This window comes from uncultured Tenacibaculum sp., from assembly GCF_947495995.1.
GTDB lineage: Bacteria > Bacteroidota > Bacteroidia > Flavobacteriales > Flavobacteriaceae > Polaribacter.
The window spans coordinates 79,427-101,000 of sequence record NZ_CANMAX010000008.1; the positions used below are offsets into that span (position 1 = coordinate 79,427).

Here is a 21,574-nt window from a genome sequence, read left to right on the forward strand (position 1 = left end):
CCTTTCATTTCTTTGCACTAACTCAAAAATAGAATAGTATTGCATCATGTTTGAATTCAAACCCAGTAAAGCAATCATGAAGAAAAGAATACTTTTTATTACAATGTTATTAACTCTATTTAGTTATAGTCAAAATACATGTCTTTTTGACGAAACTAAATTTTCAGGTACAGTAACAACAACTAGTGTTGGAGCAACAAAATTTAAAGCAACTGATGCTACTTCAAACTATAGATTTGGAGAACGCGTTGCAATAGACGGTAATATTGCAGCTGTATCTTCACGAAGTAATGCTGAAGCAGCAGGTAAAGTTTATATCTTCATAAACGATGGTTCAGGAAACTGGACACAACAAGCTATTATAACTGCTAGTGATAGTTTTACAGGTGATAATTTTGGTTCAGATGTAGCTCTAGAAGGAAACTATTTAGTTGTTGGAGCACGTTCGCAATTAGATACTAATGATGTAGATACCGGAGCAGCCTATTTATTTGAATATAATGGCGTAAATACATGGACTCAAGTAGCACGTTTTGAGCCTAGTGATGGAGCTACAGACAATCGCTTTGGAACTTCGGTTGCTATTGAAGGTGATTTAATCCTTATTGGAGCTCGTAAAGGATGTACAGGAGGATGTGCATATTTATTTGAAAATGACGGTACAAATACATTTACATATACCGAAACAAAGTTAGAGCCTCAAGTACAATCAGGATATGATGGTGCTCGATTTGGTGAAACTGTAGTTCTAGAAGACGGTCGTGCTTATGTAGGAGGACCTTACGACTATTCTTCAGTAGGAAGATTTTCAGCGGGATCTGTTCAAATTTGGGATCAAGCCAATGATGGAACTTGGTCACGTACTCATAGATTAAGAGGAACAGAAACTTCGGAATCCTTCGGTTGGGAGATGGATGTAGAAGGTGATTATTTAGCGATAGGTGCCATGAATTTTGAAGTGTCCAGTACTACAGAAGCTGATCAAGGTAGGGTTTATGTATATAAAGCAGATAGCAATGGAGATTATTTAGAAGAAAATCGAGTAATGATTCAAAATGATGATAAAGATAGTTTTACAGATCAGCGTTTTGGAAGTGCGGTAGCTTTAGAAAATGGATTTCTATATGTAGGAACTTGGGGTTCTGGTAATACCAATGGAGATGCAGTTTATATTTTTAAAGATGACGGAACCAACAATTGGACGCAAATAGGAAAGTTAACGACAGGTTCTGGTTGGGATGAATTTTCTAACAGAGCTGTAGTTGTTTCTTATCCTAACCTATTGATAGGACAAAATGAAGACGACAGCCCTTCAAATTCAGGAGCTGTACATTTTGTACCATTAGCAAGTACTATTACTCCAACAGCATCTATAACTGAAGTTACAGGAACATTCATTAGTCAAAATAACGGAACTATAAAAGTGAATTTTAATGATGAAGCGACTCGATCTGAAATTAAATTCAGTATTGATGGCGGTTCTACGTATCCTTATGTATTTAATGACGATGCTCTTACAGGTGAAATTACAAATCTTGGAGTAGGCTCTTACGACTTAAAAGCTACGTTCAACAATGGTTCATGTGTGTTAGATTTAGGAACAGTAACTATAAATCAAGCAACTTATACAGCAATTCCAGATGCTAATTTTGAAGCTCGATTAGAAGCACTAGGATATGATGATATTTCTGGTGATGGACAGGTTCCAACTCCTTTAATTGAAGTAGTAACTGAATTACAATTAGCTGGACAAGGCATTACAGATTTAACTGGTATTGAAGATTTTACTGCACTTGAAGAATTAAAAGCTAACGGAAATAATATTACTTCGGTTGACTTATCTAATAACACTGCTTTAAAATTGTTTCAAATGACAAGTAGTTCTTCTCTTGGTTCTATTGACGTAAGTAATAATCCAGTATTAGAAGATCTTCAAATTCGATCTTTAACTAGTGCTATCGATATTTCTAACCTTACTGCCTTAGATCGCTTTGCTTGTGTAGACTGTACATTTACAACTTTGAATACTAGTGGTAATCCAAACCTTAGACATTTAGATCTTGAAGATACTCCAGTTACTTCACTTGATCTAAGCACAAATACTAACTTAGAAATTCTAGAACTAGAAAACACAAGTTTAGTAGCGTTAGATTTATCAAAGAATACTTCATTTAAATATTTGTATGCACAAGATATTACAACGCTAACAACATTGAATATCAAAAACGGAAACAATACAAATATTAGCGCATTTGATATTATAGGTACGCCTATATTATGTGTACTTGTAGATGATTTAGCTTATAGTACAACTAACTGGACTAATATTGAGTCAACTACACGATTTAGTGAAACGAACTGTAACTATACAACAATTCCTGATGCTGCTTTTGAAGCAGTATTAGAATCTCAAGGATACGATGATATTTCTGGTGACGGACGAGTACCAACTTCTTTAATTGAAACGCTTACAGTATTAAATATTAGTAGTAAAGGTGTAACAGATTTAACTGGTATTGAAGATTTTACCGCTCTTGAAGAATTAAAAGCAAATCAAAATGATTTAACAAGCATTAACTTAACTAATAATACCGCTTTAAAAGTACTTTGGATCAGGCAAGGAAATAATAATTTTTCTTCCATAGATGTTAGTAAAAACTTGGCACTAGAAGATTTTAGAATACAATACTCTGGAACTTCACTTGATATTTCTAATAACACAGCTTTAACTCAATTTATGTGTACAGATTGTAGTCTTACTACATTAGATACAAGTGCAAACACTAACTTAACTTCATTAGATTTAGAAGGTTCTGACATTACAACATTAGATTTAAGTACAAATATTAATCTGACAGGTTTAGAAATTGATAATACCAATTTGATTGAATTAGATTTATCAAATAATACAGCTTTAAAATATTTACTTGCAGAAAACATTACAACACTTACAAGTTTAAACATTAAAAATGGTGCTAATACAAATATTATAACATTTGAAACTGCTGGTTCACCTGTGCCTTGTATTCTAGTAGATGACGTAACATATAGTACTTCAAACTGGACAGATATAGATGTTGCATCATCGTTTAATCAATTGTACTGTGATTACACTACTATTCCTGATGCAAACTTTGAAGCTGAATTAGAAAGCTTGGGTTATGATGATATTTCGGGTGATGGTCAAGTACCAACAAGTTTTATTGAAAATATAACTTCCTTAAGTGTAGCAAATAAAAATATTTCGAATTTAACAGGTATTGAAGATTTTATAGCTTTAGAAACATTGAGTTGTCAATCAAATAGTCTTACAACACTTAATGTTAGCTTAAATACAGAATTGATAGAGTTGACAGCAAATGCCAATAATATCACTAGTATCGATTTATCAAAAAACACTAAATTAGAAAAGCTAATTATTGGTGCTAATGAATTAACTTCTATAGATGTTTCTAATAATACTTTGTTAAAACGATTAGATATTTTATATAATGATATTACAGTTTTAAATATTAGTAATAATCCAAATTTAAACTCATTAAATGCTTACAACACAGATATTACTAGTTATGACTTCAGTAACAATCCACTTCTAACAAATGTTCAACTTTACAATAATAATAATTTAACGAGCCTTAATGTTTCAAATCTTACAGTTTTAGATCAGTTACAGGTTCATAACACAGGTATCACATCACTTGATCTAACTAATAATATAGAATTAAGAATTTTAAGAGCGAGCAGTACTAATATCACAACTTTAGATTTAAGTCATCAATCTAAACTTATTCAAGTTTATGCAAATAACACGAATATTGAGTATTTAAATGTAAGAAATGGAAACAACACCAACGTTACCCAATTCCATGCAGATAACACTCCTAACTTGAGTTGTGTAATTGTAGATGATTCAAATTATAGTACTACAAACTGGACAAATATTGATTCTGGTATGACTTTTAGTGAATCTTATTGCGAATACACTACTGTTACAGACGCCAATTTTGAAGCTACATTAAATACTTTAGGTTATGATGATATTGCAAATGATGGACAAGTACCAACAACATTGATTAAAGTTGTTACCTCGTTAGACGTGAGTAACCAAAATATTGCTGATTTAACAGGTATTCAGGATTTCACTGCACTTACAGATTTGAATGTAGAAACGAATGTATTAACAAGTTTAGATTTAAGTAGTAATGTTAATCTTCAGAATTTAAATTTCGACAACAATAATATTACAACTTTAAATTTAGGTTCAATCTCAAAATTAATTAGTATTGAAGGAAGGTATAATCAATTATCTACAATTGATCTAAGTCAGAATCCTGATTTAACATTTATCAACTTAAGAGATAATTTATTTACTACCGTAAATGTAGCTAGTAATCCTCTTTTAGAAACGATTAACTTAAGAGCTTGTTCAAACTTAACAAGTATCGATATTAGTAATAATCCAAACGTAAAAAGTCTATTTTTTCAAGATACCGCTTTAACTGGATTAGATGTTTCTCAAAATCCGTTATTAGAAACAATTGTAATTGAACGTGTAAACTTCAACTCAATTGATGTTTCTAATTTACCAGCTTTAATACAACTTAGAATCGCAGATAATAATTTTACTTCTTTAGATGTTTCAAACAATCCTGCATTAGTTCGATTAGAGTGTGAGAATAACAACCTTACCTATTTAAATCTTAAAAATGGTAATAATACCAACATGCCTAATTCTGATTTTATTGCTACAGGAAACTCTTCACTGACTTGTATTTTAGTAGATGATGCAACTTGGAGTACAACAAATTGGACAAACATTGATGGAACAGCTAGTTTTAATAATAACTATTGTCGTTATACTGCTATTCCAGACGCAACTTTTGAAACAAGATTAGAAACTTTAGGATATGATGATATTTCTGGAGACGGACAAGTACCTACAGCTTTAATTGAAACAGTAACTTCATTAACTGTAAACGATCTTGGAATTAACGAATTAACGGGAATTGAAGATTTTACTGCATTGGTTACATTAAACGCAAGGGGTAATAATTTTACTACATTAGACATGAGTCAAAATGTTGTATTAGAACACTTATACATTAATAACAATAGTTTACCATCAATTGATGTCTCTAAAAATATTTTGTTAAGGAATTTAAATATTGGTTCTAATAGTATTACTTCACTAGATTTATCTAACAACCCAGACCTTAGAGACCTTTGGGTACAAGGAAATGGAGGTTTAACAAGTTTAGATCTTAGTAATAATCTTGAATTAAGAGAATTATACACATATAGTTCTGGTGTAGCAACTTTGGATTTAAGTATTCATACAGAGCTTAGAATACTTTCAGCTTACAGAACCTCTTTATCTACAATAGATCTTTCAAACAATCCGGAATTAAGATCACTACGTGTAGATGAAACAAATGTTACTGTCTTAGATTTAAGCTATAATACGAAACTAGAAACATTACGTATTAATAATACAGGAATTGCTAGCCTAGATTTAAGTAATAATATAACATTTAAACAGTTGTGGGGACACGACACTAGTTTAAGTTCACTAAATGTAAAGAATGGAAATAACTCGAATGTTACTACTTTTAGAATAGAAAATAACCCAAGTTTAAATTGTGTTTTAGTAGATGATGCATCTTATAGTACCACAAATTGGACAGATGTAGATGATACTACGAGTTTTAGCGATACTTATTGTAACTATACAACTGTTCCTGATGCAAATTTTGAAGCTACTTTAGAATCATTAGGTTATGATGATATTTCTGGTGATGGACAAGTACCAACTCCTTTAATAGAAACTGTTGAAGATTTAACTATCGTTGCCAAATCTATTGCTGATATTACGGGAATTGAAGATTTTATAGCTTTAAAAACATTGAATTGTGCTAGTAATTCGTTTACAAGTTTAGATTTATCAAACAATCCAAATTTAACTTCAGTAATTACCAAGTTCACTCCTATTACTACCTTAAACGTAAGTAACAGTCCAAATTTAGATATATTAGTTTGTTCTTTTAATGATTTATCTACATTAGATGTTTCAAAAAACACAGCATTAACTTATTTAGAGTGTAACAATAATAATCTTACGAGTTTAGATGTATCCTTAAACACAGCTTTATTGGATTTACGTTGTGGTAGTAACAGTTTAACAGCAATTGATGTTACTAAAAATACAGCGCTTACATCTTTCTGGTGTCAAGACAATTCTATTACAGATTTAGATCTTAGCAATCAGACAGAACTAGTTTCAATTACAGTAAACAACAACAATTTATCTAGTTTAAATGTAAAAAATGGTAACAATGCTAATGTTACTGATTTTATTGCAACTGGAAATACTAATTTAACCTGTATTAATGTTGACGATACTGCTTATAGTACAACAAATTGGTTGGGAATAGATGACACTGCTAATTTTAGTAGTACAGGTTGTCGTTACACACAAATTCCTGATGCTAATTTTGAAACAGAGTTAGAAGCTTTAGGTTATGACGATATTTCTGGTGACGGACAAGTACCTACTGCTTTAATTGAAGTAGTAACAAGTTTAGCACTACCTAATAAAGGAATCTATGATTTAACAGGAATTGAAGATTTTATAGCTTTAACATCTCTTAACTGTAGATTGAATCACTTAACAGCTATAGATGTAACTAAGAATACACTTCTAAAAACGTTAACTGCTGATAGTAACTCTATCAATTCAATTGATCTGTCTAAAAATACAGCTTTAGAAATTTTAAACTTAGCGGGGAGTAACTTAACCGCATTAGATCTTACTAAGAACACTTCGCTACGTAAATTATTAGTAAATGGTAATGGTGGATTAACAAGTTTAAATATTAGTCAGAATACAAAACTGGTCGAATTTAAGGGGTATTCTACGAATATTACTTCTTTTGATTTCAGCGTTCATCCTGATTTAGAAACAGTAGAATGCTACGGTACACAAATTAGTACTATTGATTTCTCTAATAATCCTGTGTTACGAGTACTACGTGTTGATAACACAAATATTACCGAATTGGATTTGAGTAATAATCCAAATATTGAAACATTACGTGTAAATGATACAGGTATAACATCTTTAGATTTAAGTAAGCAAATAATTTTGAAAAATTTATATGCACATGATGCCAATTTAAGTTACTTAAATGTGAAAAACGGAAACAATACGAATGTAACTACTTTTAGAGCTGAAGACAACCTTAACTTAACTTGTATTATTGTAGACGATGCCACATACAGTAAAACAAATTGGACAGATATTGATGGTACTACAAGTTTTACCGATGGTTACTGTCGTTATACTACTATTCCAGACACTAATTTTGAAGCTGCCTTAGAAGGATTAGGTTATGATGATATTTCAAATGATGGACAGGTTCCAACTATATTAATTGAAGAAGTTACAACGTTAAATGTAACTAATTTATCTATCACAGATTTTACAGGAATTGAAGATTTCGTAGGACTTACTTCTTTAGATGTTGGAAATAATAGTGCTACAAGTATAGATCTTACTAACTTAACTTTATTAGAGTATTTAAGATTAGATGCTATGTCGCTAACGTCAATAGATCTTTCTAAAAATACAGCATTAGTTGATCTGCGTCTTTCATATAATGCAGGAATATCGACTCTTGATTTATCCAATAATACATTACTTGAAACAGCACATATCGGTAATAATAGCTTTACAACTATAGATCTTAGTAAGAACAGTTTGTTATATGAATTAAGAATGGCAGGAAATAACTTAACTGCTCTTGATTTATCTAGTAATACTGCATTAAAAGAATTAAACTTATCAGGTAACAAACTAACCTATTTAAATCTTAAGAGTGGTAATAACACTACTATTGAAAACATTCATCTTAGAGGAAATTTATTAAGCTGCGTTCTAGTTGATGATGCTTCATATAGTACTACTTGGTGGTTTGATAAAGACAATGGAACCAGTTATAGCGATACAAATTGTGGAGATATCCAACTAGCATTAAAGGTATACTTACAAGGTGCTTTTCTAAATCCTAATACGGGAGAAGAAAGCTTAATGCGTGATGATTTACGTGTTTTAGGAGGTGTTTACGGTTCTACAACACCATACAGTGATGGCGCTACTATTTCTGATGCTATTAAAGAAGATGATGCAGGTTCTAATTCAATGGTAGATTGGATTTGGGTAGAACTTAGAGATGCTGATGACACAAGTATTGTTATTGATCAAAAATCTGGAGTTTTACAACGAGATGGAGATATTGTTGATGTTACAGACAGTAATACTCCACTTAGTTTCGATGTTCCATCAGATAATTATTATATCGTTATAAAACACAGGAATCATTTGAGTATTATGACCTCATCTCCAATAAGCTTATCTTCTAATTTAACTTCTTTAGACTTATCGTCTGATACAAATATGGTTTTAGGAGGAACCAATGCTCTAGTTGATATGGGAAGTGGAATTTTTGCAATACTTTCTGGAGATTTTGATGAAAATGGACAGATTCAGAATATCGATACCAATGCAATTATTCAATTATTAGGAGTTTCTGGATATAATAAAGCCGATTTAGATATGAACGGACAAGTACAGAATATTGATATCAATAACTTACTTAATCCGAATATTGGAAAAGGAGAACAATTTTAAATTGTCTTCATTCCTGTAAAATTAATGCCAATTGACATTCAATAAAAGAGTGGTCAATTGGTATTAGTTTTTTAATTACACATAAAATCTAAACTAAACATCCCCAAAACATGAAAAAAATTACGTTAATTTTGGTTTCTTTTATACTCGTATTATCCTGTAAAAAAGATGACGATTTTACTGTAGAATCAATCAATCAGAATATTACAAATGAAGAATTTGCAATAGCCAATTTTGGGGCTATCATTACTTCAAACTTTTTTGGACGAGTAATTAATAAAGATGGTCAAAATATCAAAGACGTTTTAATAACCATTGGTAATGAAAGTACTTACACAGATCATAACGGAATTTTCACTTTCAACAATGCTACTGTTTATGAAAACTTTGCCTTAATAAAAGTTTCAAAAGATGGATATATTCAAGCCAGCAGAGCCTTAGTTCCAAATTCAAATAGTACAAATGATGTACAAATTACCTTACTCGAAAAAAATATAGTGAGTAATATTTCTTCAGAAAATCCATCAGAATTAAATCTAGTAAATGGTTCAAGTATAACCTTTGGAGGCGATTTTATAGATTCAAATGGAAATCCATATAACGGAGAAGTAAACGTTTCTGTTCATTACTTAGAACCAAATCAAGAATCAACATTTACTGAAATGCCTGGAATGTTATTCGGACAACGTGAAAATGGTGCTACTTCAGCAATGGAAACCTATGGAATGCTAGCTGTAAACTTATATTCATTAACTGGAGAAGAATTAAATATTGCTGAAACATCCCCAGCTACATTAAAATTTCCAATATCAACAAGTACACCAAATGCACCAGTTGAGATTCCATTATGGTATTTTGATGAAGAAGTTGGTTATTGGAAAGAAGAAGGTACTGCTACTAGAATAGGAAATGAATATGTAGCTGAAGTAACACACTTTACATGGTGGAATTGCGACATCCCAATCGATGATATCAATATGTGTTTTACGTTACAATATGAAAATACTGTGGGAAATTCTACACATCCTATTGCTAATAACTTTTTTGAAATTAGACGAAACACAACTGGACAACTAATCTATTCTGGATATACAAATGATGCTGGTGAAGAATGCGGTATATTTCCTAAACACGAAGAAGTAACTATTAGTATCTATGGCTCAACAAATGGTTGTCAAGATCAAATATTGCATTCACAAGTTTATGGTCCATATAATTCAGACACTTCCATAACAGTTTCAGTACCAAACCTATCAAATACAATATCCGTATCTCAAATTTCCGGTACAGTGTCAAATTGTACTAACAATCCAATAACAAACGGATACATGTTACTGTACAAAGAAGATACATTGGATTTTTCAGAGCAAACTATCATTCCAATATCTTCAGGAACTATTGATTATAACTTTTCATATTGTGGCGCTAATGCTTATAATTTCATCGTTTTTGATTTAGATACCAATCAATCAACTAATGCAACATCCATAACATTACAACCTGGAATAACTGATTTAGGAACGTTAAACAGTTGTGGAAATATAATTGGAGGAACTTATGAAGGAGATGTTACATTAGAAAATCAAAATGCTATTAATGTATTTGCTCTATTAGGTTATAGTCAAATAAATGGAGATTTAAATATTGGTAAAAGTAGTTTTACTAATGATATTTCAGACTTATCAGGGCTAAATTCATTAAATACTATTGAAAATTTGAATATTCATCATATCTCTGCAACATCACTTACAGGATTGAACAATCTATCAATTTTGGGTGATATTTATATTTATGATTGTGATGGTTTGATTACGCTTGATGGCTTAGAAAACATCACAAATTTTTCAGGAAGTATTGAGTTAAGAGGTAATGATAGTTTAACAAGTACATCTGGACTAGATAATATAACATCGTTAGGTGGAAATTTAAATTTTATTGGAAATGATAACTTAACTTCAATTACAAATCTTACCAATTTAACAACCATACATGGAAGTCTTAATTTTATAGGAACATATATCACTTCTTTTTCAGGATTAGACAACCTAACTTCTGTTGGAGATGAATTTATCTTATTTGGTGCCCATAATATATCTTCTTTTTCGGGATTAAATAATTTAACTTCAGTTGGTGGCATAGCTTCTTTTAACTCTGATATTACTACTCTAGATGGTTTAGAAAATTTAATCTCTTGTGGAGACTTAAGTTTTAGTCAGAACTCAACTCTTACTGACTTCTGTGCGTTGTCTAATTTATTTATTAATGGAACATACGGCACATTATATAACACATTCAATGCTAATAATCCATCAGTTACTGATATACAATCTGGTAACTGTAATTAATAATTCTTAATCCCCAAAACATGAAAAAAATCACGTTAATTTTAGTTGCTTTTATACTCGTATTATCCTGTAAAAAAGATGACGATTTTACAGTAGAATCAATCAATCAGAGTGTTACAAATGAAGAATTTGCACTTGTTAACTTTGGGGCTAGCATTACTTCAAATTTCTTTGGACACGTAGTTGACAAAAATGGCCAAAATATTAAAGACGTTTTAATAACCATAGGTAATGAAAGTACTTATACAGATCATAACGGAATTTTTACATTCTCAAATGTTTCTGTTCATGAGAATTTTGCTTTTATAAAAGCTTCAAAAGATGGATACATTCAAGCCAGCAGAGCCTTGGTTCCAAAGACTAATAGTACTAATGATGTTCAAATTACTTTACTGAAAAAAAATATAGTTGGTGATTTTTCTTCTGGTAATTCAGCAGAAGTTAGTTTATCAAATGGTTCAAGTGTAACCTTCGGAGGTGATTTTATTGATTCAAATGGTAATTCATATAACGGAAAAGTTAATGTTTCTGTTCATTATGTGGCACCTAATCAAGAATCAACGTTTACTCAAATGCCAGGTATGTTATTTGGACAACGCGAAAATGGTTCTGCCTCTGCAATGGAAACTTATGGAATGTTGGCGATAAACTTATATTCTCCAAGTGGAGAAGAATTAAATATTGCTGAAACATCTCCTGCTGTGTTAAAGTTTCCTGTATCGACAAGTACACCAAACCCTCCTACTGAGATACCTTTATGGTATTTTGATGAAGAAGTAGGTTATTGGAAAGAAGAAGGAATCGCAACTAAAGTAGGAAACGAATATATAGCTGAAGTTTCTCATTTTACATGGTGGAATTGTGACGTTCCTATCGATGATATCAATGTGTGTTTTACAGTACAACATGAGAATACAACACTAAATTCAATAAATCCTATTGCAAATCACTATTTTGAAATTACTAGGGAATTAACTGGACAACTAATCTACTCTGGATATACAAATGATGTTGGAGAAGAATGTGGTTTATTTCCTAAAAACGAACAAGTAACTATTGATATTTATGGAAATGATACTTGTGCCTCAGAAATAATACACTCACAATCTGTAGGGCCATATAATTCAGATACCTCAGTACAAATAATAATTCCTTCATTATCATCAGAATTATCAAATGCAACCTTAAAGGCAACTATAAAAGATTGTTCTGGAAATCCTATGACGAATGGTTATGCTGTAATATATAATCAAAATTCAGATTCTTTTGACTTTAACAATTCAGTCTACATTACTGACGGAATAATAAACACAAATTTATTGTATTGTAATTCTGCTAATTATGCAATGATTGTTTTTGACTTGAATACAAATAACATAACAAATGAAATACTTTTAAATTTAAGTTCAACTTCAATTACAGATCTAGGAACTATCTCTTCATGTGAAAATACTACTGGAGGAATTTATGTAGGAAATGTTACGATTAAAAATCAACAAGAATTAGACTTCTTTGGACTTTTTGGATATTCTGAAATTCAAGGTGATTTAACAATTCATGAAGACAACAGCGCTAGAGCAGTTTTAAATAGTTTACAACCTTTATCAAGTTTACAAAAAGTACAAAATTTTAATCTTTTAAGTACTGGGTTACCTTCTTTAGAAGGATTGGAAAACTTATCTGTTTCAGGCAATTTATATTTAAGCGACGATACTATTACATCACTTAATGGACTGCAAAGTATATCTGATATACAATCTTTAGCTATTTATAATTGTGATGTATTAACTACGCTAAATGGTTTATCTAATTTAGTTAATATTGATTATGATTTCTACTTGTTAAGAAATCCACTACTTCAAAATTTTATTGGGTTAGATAACTTACAATCTGTTAACTCAATTGATGTTCAAGATTGTTCATCATTTAAAAACATTGAAGGTTTAACTAGTTTTAATTCATACTTTGATATTAAAATTGAAAATTGTCCATCGTTAATTTCATTAGAAGGTATGGATACTATTTTGTCTAACAGTTCCGTAACAATCAGTAGTATCAATCTAAAGAAAAACAATTCATTAATTGCATTAACAGGTTTAGAAAATTTAAAAAAGGCTGGATATTTAGTGTTAGAAAGTAATAGCAATTTAACAAACCTAACTACTTTAACTAATCTAACAACCTTAAATGCTCTCTTTATAAGAGATAATAATGCGTTAACAACTTTAGATGGTTTAGAAAACTTAACCAGTGTAAATTGGATAGGAATTGGAACTTATGGCTCGTGCAACGGACAAGGAAATGGTGGTAACATTAATCTACAAAACTTTTGTGCCTTATCAAATTTGATAATTAACGGATCTATCGATACATCATATCATGTATGCAATAATGCTAATAATCCAACAATTTCAGATATACAAGCTGGAAATTGTAACTAAGATAAATTCAAAATAGATTACTGAATTGATAAAAAAGAACAATTCTAAAAAGAAAAGTAAACAACAAGAGATAATGTAAATTATAAATTTACATTATCTCTTGTTGTTTTTGTAATAAAAAAACTAGGAATAGTTACTTTTCAAAATGATCTAATTTTCAATTTTAATCGTAATAATTTTTCACCAAATCAAACTGTTTTAAAAAATTGTTTTTGTATTTCTTAAAATACATCTCTTTACTACGTAAAAACAAATTTTAAAACTCTAAAACCTTCTCATTTCAGACTCAAAAGAAAGTAAAATCTTACTTAAAATGTTTTTATTATGAATTCTACACAAATACTTTAATTGAAAAAAAGCACATAATTAGGGTTCATCAAAAGGTTCAGTAACAAAAAAATAAAACACTCATAATTAATTACTTAAGTATTTAGCACCCCTTTTTGCACCCCCTATTTTCTTTTTCAAACTAAAAATTTCAAATACTATTGCACCATGTTTAAAACAAAATAGTTGAACATAACATGAAATTAAAAAATTACATACTTAGTATTTTATTCGTTCTTATAAATATTGTTATAAGTAAACGATATACTAATGTACCTCTTCTAAACTTTGAGCCATTATTAAATGTTTCGAATGATAATGAAAGTTGTAAAATTTTATTTCAAAAATCAATTTTATTTAAGAACAGAAGTATTACAAATACTTCTCTTGTTTCGGAAAATTCTTGGATAGGGAATTATTATGTTTCTATCGCCCATATTAATTACTTAACTATAGCTTACAAAACGGTATCATGTCTGAATGAAATGGGGGTTTCATTAGGTTTTACTTCGACCGTGAACGTAAAGGGTGGGGACTCTGCTTTAGAAAACATGGGCGATGGTTTTTATTCAATGCCAGTTAGAAATATTAATAATAACCCGAAAATCCAATATGCAGATATAAACGTTACCATTTCACAAATTGAAATTTCAGGTTACAAAAAAAATGATGTAGATATGAATAAACAGATCCAAAATTCGAATCTAGTACTTAAAAATTTAGGAAAAAGTAAACAAGTTTAATTCTAAACAAACAATTCAAACAACCCAATATTAGATTTAGTATGATGATGTATAAAAGAGTTCTACCATTTTTATTTTTACTATTATGTTTTTTAAACGTAACAGTAAATGCACAATGTCCATCAGGTTCTGTGTACTTAACATCTCAGTCAGATATTAATGACTTTATTGCTAATTATCCTAATTGCGAAACTATTACAGGAAATTTAGTAATATCAGGAAATAATATTACAGATGTATCTGCTTTAAATAACAAAATAAAAACAGTTACAAATATATTATCAATATCAAGTACCAAATTAACTAACCTTAATGGACTTGCTGGTATTGAAAGTACAGGAGGTTCTTTGTCTATTAACAACAATGATCTATTAACTGATACATCTAAATTAAGTAATTTAAAAACTGTAGGTAATGGTTTATCTATTTCAGGTAATGATATTCTTAATACACTTTCAGGATTAGATAATGTTACAACAATAGGAAACTCTTTAACTATAAGTAATAATAATAGTCTTAGTAATTTAAGTGCATTCAGCCATTTTGAAAATGTAAATTTCAATATTACTATAGGGTTTAATAATTTATCTACACTTCAAGGTTTACATAATATTGTTACTGCAAAGAGCATATCTATAACAGAAACAAATCTTTTAAATCTTAATGATTTAAATTCCTTAAATACAGTTACTAACTTGACAATTCAAAATAGTAGCAATATTACTTCATTACAAGGAATTGAAAATATTAGTACTATAGATCAACTATTTCTTACAAACTTATCTTCTTTAGCAAGCTTTAGTTTTTTTCCAAACGTTACAAATCTGACTAGATTAAAAATAAGCGGACTTTCAACAGTTATAAATTTAAACGGGTTAAGTAATTTAGAACAAGTTTCAACTTTTGAAATAGAAAACTGTACAGCTTTAACTTCTTTAAATGGTATATCTTCTTTAGATGCTATTGACACTAGTTTCTCTTTAAAAAATTTAATAATTGAAGATTTTACAGGAGCAGAAAACATAACTTCTATAAACAATATTTCTGTTGATACTTGTAATTCGTTAACCGATTTTACTGGATTAAATAATGTAATCTCTTTCAACAATATTCAAATAGAAGATTCTAGTGATTTTACAAATTTCACAGGACTTAACAATGCTACTAACATTCTTAGTATTACTATAGATTCATGTAACAACTTTACTTCTTTTACAGGTTTAAAAGCAAATGCTACAGATAACTTAAGTGTTAATGCTTGTAATTCTTTTTCATCTTTTAATGGATTAAATGATTTTCAAAATTTTGATAATCTATATATCAAAGATTGTAGCGGATTTACTTCTGTAGCTGGTCTTACAAATCTTACAACTTTAAATAAACTTACGCTTACAAATACTGGTCTTAGTAACATGGTTGGCTTTCCAAGCATAACAACAATCGGTACTTTGGTTATCAATAATAATACTGCTTTGACTTCTTTAAACGGATTCGAATCTTTAACAAACATCGATCGTTTTAATATTGCGAATAACGGATTATTGAATGTTGATGGTTTACAGAATTTAACTTCTGTAAATGCTGCTGATGCTGATGCTGTTGATATTTATCTAGCGGAAAACAACTTACAAAGTGTAAATCTTACTTCGCTTAAAAACGTAAATGTAAGTTACTGGTCGTTATACATTCCTAATACTACAAATGTTTGTGGATTAGTGAACTATGCTTTGTACGGAACAAAACCAGATTTTACTTCATTTTATGCTGATAGTGGAAATTTCACAAGTTTTGATGATATTTTAAATGCTTGCGCTATTGAGTTTACTGCTAAGGTATATTTAGAAGGTCCAATGACACTTCCTGTTACTGGAGAAGAAAACTTAATGAGAGACGATTTAAGATCTCAAGACCTCATTCCAACTACGAGTCCATACAACACTGAAATCAAATGTGATGCATCTCTTTTTGATGTAACTGGTGAAAAAGCAGTTGTTGATTGGATTCAAATTGAATTAAGAGACAAATCAGATAATACCATAATTAAAAACTCTAGTTCTTTTCTTGTTTTAAGAAATGGAGAAATATTAGACCCAATACGTAACTCCACTACCCTATTTTTCCCTGACAATGCTGGAGATTACGATGTTTCAATTACGCATAGAAATCACTTAACTGTTATTACAGCTAGTGCTATTAGCTTATCGCAAACTAATACAAATGTAGATTTTACAAACCCTACAAATGTATCTGGTAACAATAGTGCTTTAAACCTGGTTTATCAAAATGGTGGCGATAACATTTACGCGATGGTTTCTGGAGATAATGATGAAAACGGACAAGTACAAGTTTCAGATATAAATCTGATCATTCAAACACTTGGAAACTCTGGCTATTTAAGAGAAGATAACGATATGAATGGGCAAATCCAGAATACAGATATCACAAATATTTTAAATATGAACATAGGAAAAGGAACTCATTTTTAAAAATTAGAAGTATGCAATTATTTAAAAACAAAAGATTTAAAGTACGACAAGAGGCAAAAAAATTCACTTATCTACCAATACGATACCATGGAAATTTCTTTTGGTTGACTAGAGTTAAAATAGAAAAATCATTCAACGGAATGTCTATGAAGATTATAAACATTCAAAAATTATAAAATCAACTTAGTATTAAAATAACCCATATTAAAATGAAAAAATTATTACTTTTCTTAATCTGTCTTATAAGTTACAATACTTATGCACAGAACATTTCATTCACTTTTGTAAATGCAAGAAATACAAATGATGGTGTAGATGATTATTATGAAGCAGATATTTATATAGCTTCAGATACCGATTTCATAGTTGGTTCTGGTCAGCTTTACTTCAATTACAATACAGAAGCTTTTGGTGAAAATGTACATGCTAGTGGTAATTTCTCAATGGAAACTCCAACTGGTTGTATTTTAGATACTAGCTTCGGAGGTGGATTTTTAGAAGCTTATAATTTATTTATTGTAAATGATAACATTAGCTCAAGAGTATCTACATCATTTCAACAAAATGCTAGTATTAATGCATTTAATGTTTCTGGTGTGGCTAGTAATGTTACTAGTACTCCTACGCATTTATACAGCATCAAAATAAAATATAACGACGTAACTAAAGATCCTAATGTTTCTTTTGAAATCGGAGGTACTTTCTTAGATCAATTTTATACAGCTTGTGGACCAACATCTGGGTCAAATTCTCCAGATTGTACAAACCATCCTGGAACACAAATTACTGGAGATTCTTACGACTCAACTGGAGCTTCTTTATTTAGTGATGTAAATTGGACTGGAGCTTCTAGTGCTTTTTGGAGTATTACTTCTAACTGGAATACTTCTGCAATTCCAAGTACTTCAAATAACGTTACTATTCCAGATGTAGCTAACGATCCTATTTTAAATACGGGTAACCTTAGCGTAAATGATTTAACAATAGATTCTGGAGCTGATCTTACAGTTGATGTAAACGGAGCTTTAACTGTTAACGGTGATTTAAACAATAGTGGAACAATTGCTTTAACTGCAAGTGCTAGTAATAGTAGTGTTTTTATTGTAGAAGGTTCAGCTTCTGGTCAGGTTACATTTCAACAAAATGGTTTATTAGCAAACCAATGGAATGTTATTACAGCTCCTGTTAGCGGACAAAGTATTAAAGATTTTGCTGAAAATGCAGCAAACGATATTCGTATTAACAATACTGTTTCTCCAAGTAGATATGCTATTGCATATTATGACGATAGTAATGCTGATGGAGCAAAATGGGTGTATTATACTACAACTGATTTAAGTTCTGGAACATTAACATTTGAATTAGGTAAGAGTTATGCTATTTCTAGAGCTACAGACGGAAGTGTTTCTTTTACGGGAACTATTGAAACAAGTGACGTAACAGAAACTGTTGCAGCAGATCAATGGAATGCTATTGGTAATCCATATACTGCGTATATGCCAATTAACGAAAACTCTGGAGCTAACTTTATACAAGATAACTTTGCTAAGTTCGATTCTTCTTTCGTTGCTGTATATACTTGGGATGCTACTCAAAATAAATACACAGCTCAAACATTAGCTGATGCTGAAAGTAAATTAGCACCTGGACAAGGATTTTTTATTAGAACTACTACTGGTGTAGGAAATGTAGCTTTTAATAAAGTTCAAAGAGGTTTAGATGTGTCTGGTGGAGCATCTACAAGATTAGTTACTACTAATTCAAACACTGAAATTAAATTAAGTATTGCATCAGATGCTACAAAAGTTTCAACTCGAATTTTATATAGTGAAACTGCAACAAAAGGTTTAGATGCAGGATACGATGTTGGTAACTTTGGTGGTGCTGATCTTGATGTGTATTCAAAATTAATTGAAGGAAATACTGAAGATAATTTCACAATTCAATCTTTACCAATAAGTAACTATGAGGAAATTATTGTTCCTGTGGGTGTAGTTGCTGAAGCAGGAAAAGAAATCGTATTTTCTGTAGAAATGAACAATTTACCTTCTGATTCGAATATATATCTTGAAGATAAATTAACGAACACTTATACAGATTTAACTGAAGGTGGTTTTACTGTAAAAGTAGAAGAGAAACTTAATGGTGCTGGAAGATTTTACTTACATACTTCAGCTAAAGTTTTAAGTACAGATGATGAGATTATAAACAACGAAACTGTTTCTATTTTCAAATCTACGAAAAGCGAAATTACAATCACAGGTGTTACTTCTAATGCAAATGTAAAAGTGTACTCTATTTTAGGAAAAGAAGTAACATCAACTACAATTGAAGCAAATCAAACTTCAAAAATCAATTTAAACAATTTATCATCTGGAATTTACATCGTTAAGTTACAATCTGAGACTTCAGAAGTTAGTAAAAAGATCATTCTAGAATAGTAGCAAAATATATTAATAAGAATCATGAAAAAAAATCAAGAACAAAATAAAATTTCTCGTAAAGAAGCCATTGAAAAATTAGGTAATTACGGTAAATACACAGCTTTAACTGCTTTAGGTACGTATTTAATACTTAACCCTAAAAAAGCACAAGCTTCTTCTCCTGAAGCTCCAGGTGAAGGATTTTAATTAGTAGAGGGACTATGTTAGAAGATCAGTTTTAAATATTAAACTGATCTTCTTTTTTCTAACGTTTATAATTTATTCTATAGCATAAAAAACATACACACTTGCCAATACTAAAAACCTTTAAAAAAAAATGCGAAAATCTATTGTATTCATATTTCTTATCCAATCGTTACTCCTCTATTCACAAGAGATAGATACTACGCTAGTACGATTAGAACATAACATTAAAATTGCTGCTACAGATTCTTTAAAAATAGAAGCACTTTTAGAAATATCAGAATATCAAAAGAGGAGAGATTTTAATAAAGTAAAAGAGTACTATAATGCAATACATACATTACTTAAAAATGTAAATTATGATAAACGAAGACAAAAAGCAAAAGCCTTAAGTCAATTAGGAATATACCAAAGAAGGAAATCAAACTACATTGCTGCTTATGAAAACTATTTAATTGCTAAAAATATATTCACCGAACTTAACGATTCTTCAGAAATAGCTACACTATTCCATAATATCGCTATGGTTAATCGATTTCAAAAAGAATATAAAAAATCGATTCAATACTTTAAAAAAGCGATAGAAATCAATACCAAAAAGAATAGAATTAAAGCTTTAGGCAATAACTACAATATGATGTCTGGCAGCTATAAAAGATTAAATAAACTCGATTCTGCATTTTATGTCATTAGTAAAGCTATAATATATTTTGATTTAGATAATAATTATGAAGGTAAACAACAAGCTTTAAGTAATAAAGCAACTTTATTAGGCGCACAAGGAAATCATCAAGAAGCTTTAACTATATATTTAAATTACTTAGAATACGTAAAAAAGATTAAAAAAAAGCGATCTATTATTAGTACACAGGCAAATATTGCCAGTTCATATTTACGTTTAAAAGAGTATGAAAAAGCACTTAGTTACGTAAATAATTCTATTGATTTAGCCGATAAAGAACAATCTAGACAAAATCTTCATACAGGATATGTTATCCGGAGTAAAATTTATAAAGCTATGGATGAGTATGATTTAGCTCTAAAAGATGTAGTTGCCTATACAGAAATTAACAACGAAATTTTCAACTTAAAAAACACCAAAAAACTTAAAGAGATCGAAATTTTGTACAAACAAGAACAACAACGCTTAAAGGATAGTATTTTTAGTAGTGAAGAACAAAAGTTATTAGTTATTGAAGCTAAAAATCAAAAATTACAAAAACAGTTGTATGCTGTATTTCTCTTAATTTCTATTTTAATCATTAGTGTATCAATACTCTACATAACTAGATACTTAAGAAAGAAAAAAGTTCGTTTAAAGGAAATGCAATTGTCTACTGAAATTAAACAGTTGGATAATGAATTATTTCCAACAGAAAAAGAATCACGTTTTTCACAAAACGAAACAATTTTAGATCTTGAAAGAAAAGAAAATTTAGCTAATCTTAAGCCAGATCATCATAGCATTTCTTTAGAACAAATCGTAAGTGATTTAAGATCCAGTAATTTTGAAGAAGAAAAAATCATTCTTTTAAAAAAGCATTTAACTGTATTACATAAAGACTACATAAAACTATTAAAAACTACACATCCTTCACTTACAAAAACAGATCTTGAAATTTGTTCTTATGTTAAAATCGGATTGTCTAGAACAGAAATTGCGAATCTTAGGAATACAAGCTTAGAAGCTGTTAAATCAACTCGTTTTCGATTAAAAAAGAAATTAAATTTAGGGAAAGAAACTGCATTAAATGACTATTTACTAAGTATTAAATCTTAATAACTACACTTTAATAATTGAAAGTTTTTATAAAAGAAAAAGTGCCAAGAATATTCTATTTAGAAACACATAATTACAATATCTTGACACTTAAGTTTAAAATAAACTCCCTTCAATTTAAACTCTTTCAATTCCTATA

The 21,574-nt window shown here is 29.9% G+C and carries 9 protein-coding genes; all 9 read left to right on the forward strand.

All coding sequences use genetic code 11. The annotated features are described in order from the left end of the window. The first annotated feature begins 76 nt into the window (after positions 1 to 76). The gene (locus Q1A15_RS17410; RefSeq protein WP_299627074.1) at positions 77 to 8,686 is read left to right on the forward strand and encodes a hypothetical protein; all 8,610 of its coding nucleotides are present in this window, start codon (positions 77 to 79) and stop codon (positions 8,684 to 8,686) included. A 110-nt stretch (positions 8,687 to 8,796) separates the two neighbouring features. Continuing rightward, entirely contained in the window at positions 8,797 to 11,031 is a 2,235-nt protein-coding gene (locus Q1A15_RS17415) for a carboxypeptidase-like regulatory domain-containing protein (protein WP_299627076.1), read from the forward strand. A 20-nt stretch (positions 11,032 to 11,051) separates the two neighbouring features. After that, a complete protein-coding gene (locus tag Q1A15_RS17420; RefSeq protein ID WP_299627078.1) occupies positions 11,052 to 13,472 on the forward strand; it encodes a carboxypeptidase-like regulatory domain-containing protein in 2,421 nt (806 codons plus the stop codon). A gap of 524 nt (positions 13,473 to 13,996) precedes the next feature. Then, positions 13,997 to 14,542 carry a hypothetical protein gene (locus Q1A15_RS17425; RefSeq protein ID WP_299627080.1) on the forward strand — a complete coding sequence of 182 codons (546 nt, stop codon included), beginning with the start codon at positions 13,997 to 13,999 and terminating at the stop codon, positions 14,540 to 14,542. A 41-nt stretch (positions 14,543 to 14,583) separates the two neighbouring features. After that, entirely contained in the window at positions 14,584 to 17,028 is a 2,445-nt protein-coding gene (locus Q1A15_RS17430; RefSeq protein ID WP_299627082.1) for a hypothetical protein, read from the forward strand. An 11-nt stretch (positions 17,029 to 17,039) separates the two neighbouring features. Further along, the gene (locus Q1A15_RS17435; RefSeq protein ID WP_299627084.1) at positions 17,040 to 17,204 is read left to right on the forward strand and encodes a hypothetical protein; all 165 of its coding nucleotides are present in this window, start codon (positions 17,040 to 17,042) and stop codon (positions 17,202 to 17,204) included. A gap of 33 nt (positions 17,205 to 17,237) precedes the next feature. Then, a complete protein-coding gene (locus Q1A15_RS17440) occupies positions 17,238 to 19,469 on the forward strand; it encodes a T9SS type A sorting domain-containing protein (protein WP_299627086.1) in 2,232 nt (743 codons plus the stop codon). Positions 19,470 to 19,493: 24 nt separating this feature from the next. Next, positions 19,494 to 19,658 (forward strand): hypothetical protein, encoded by a 165-nt coding sequence (locus tag Q1A15_RS17445; protein ID WP_299627088.1) that lies wholly within the window; start codon positions 19,494 to 19,496, stop codon positions 19,656 to 19,658. Positions 19,659 to 19,788: 130 nt separating this feature from the next. Further along, entirely contained in the window at positions 19,789 to 21,435 is a 1,647-nt protein-coding gene (locus tag Q1A15_RS17450) for a tetratricopeptide repeat protein (RefSeq protein ID WP_299627090.1), read from the forward strand. The last annotated feature ends 139 nt before the right edge of the window (positions 21,436 to 21,574 follow it).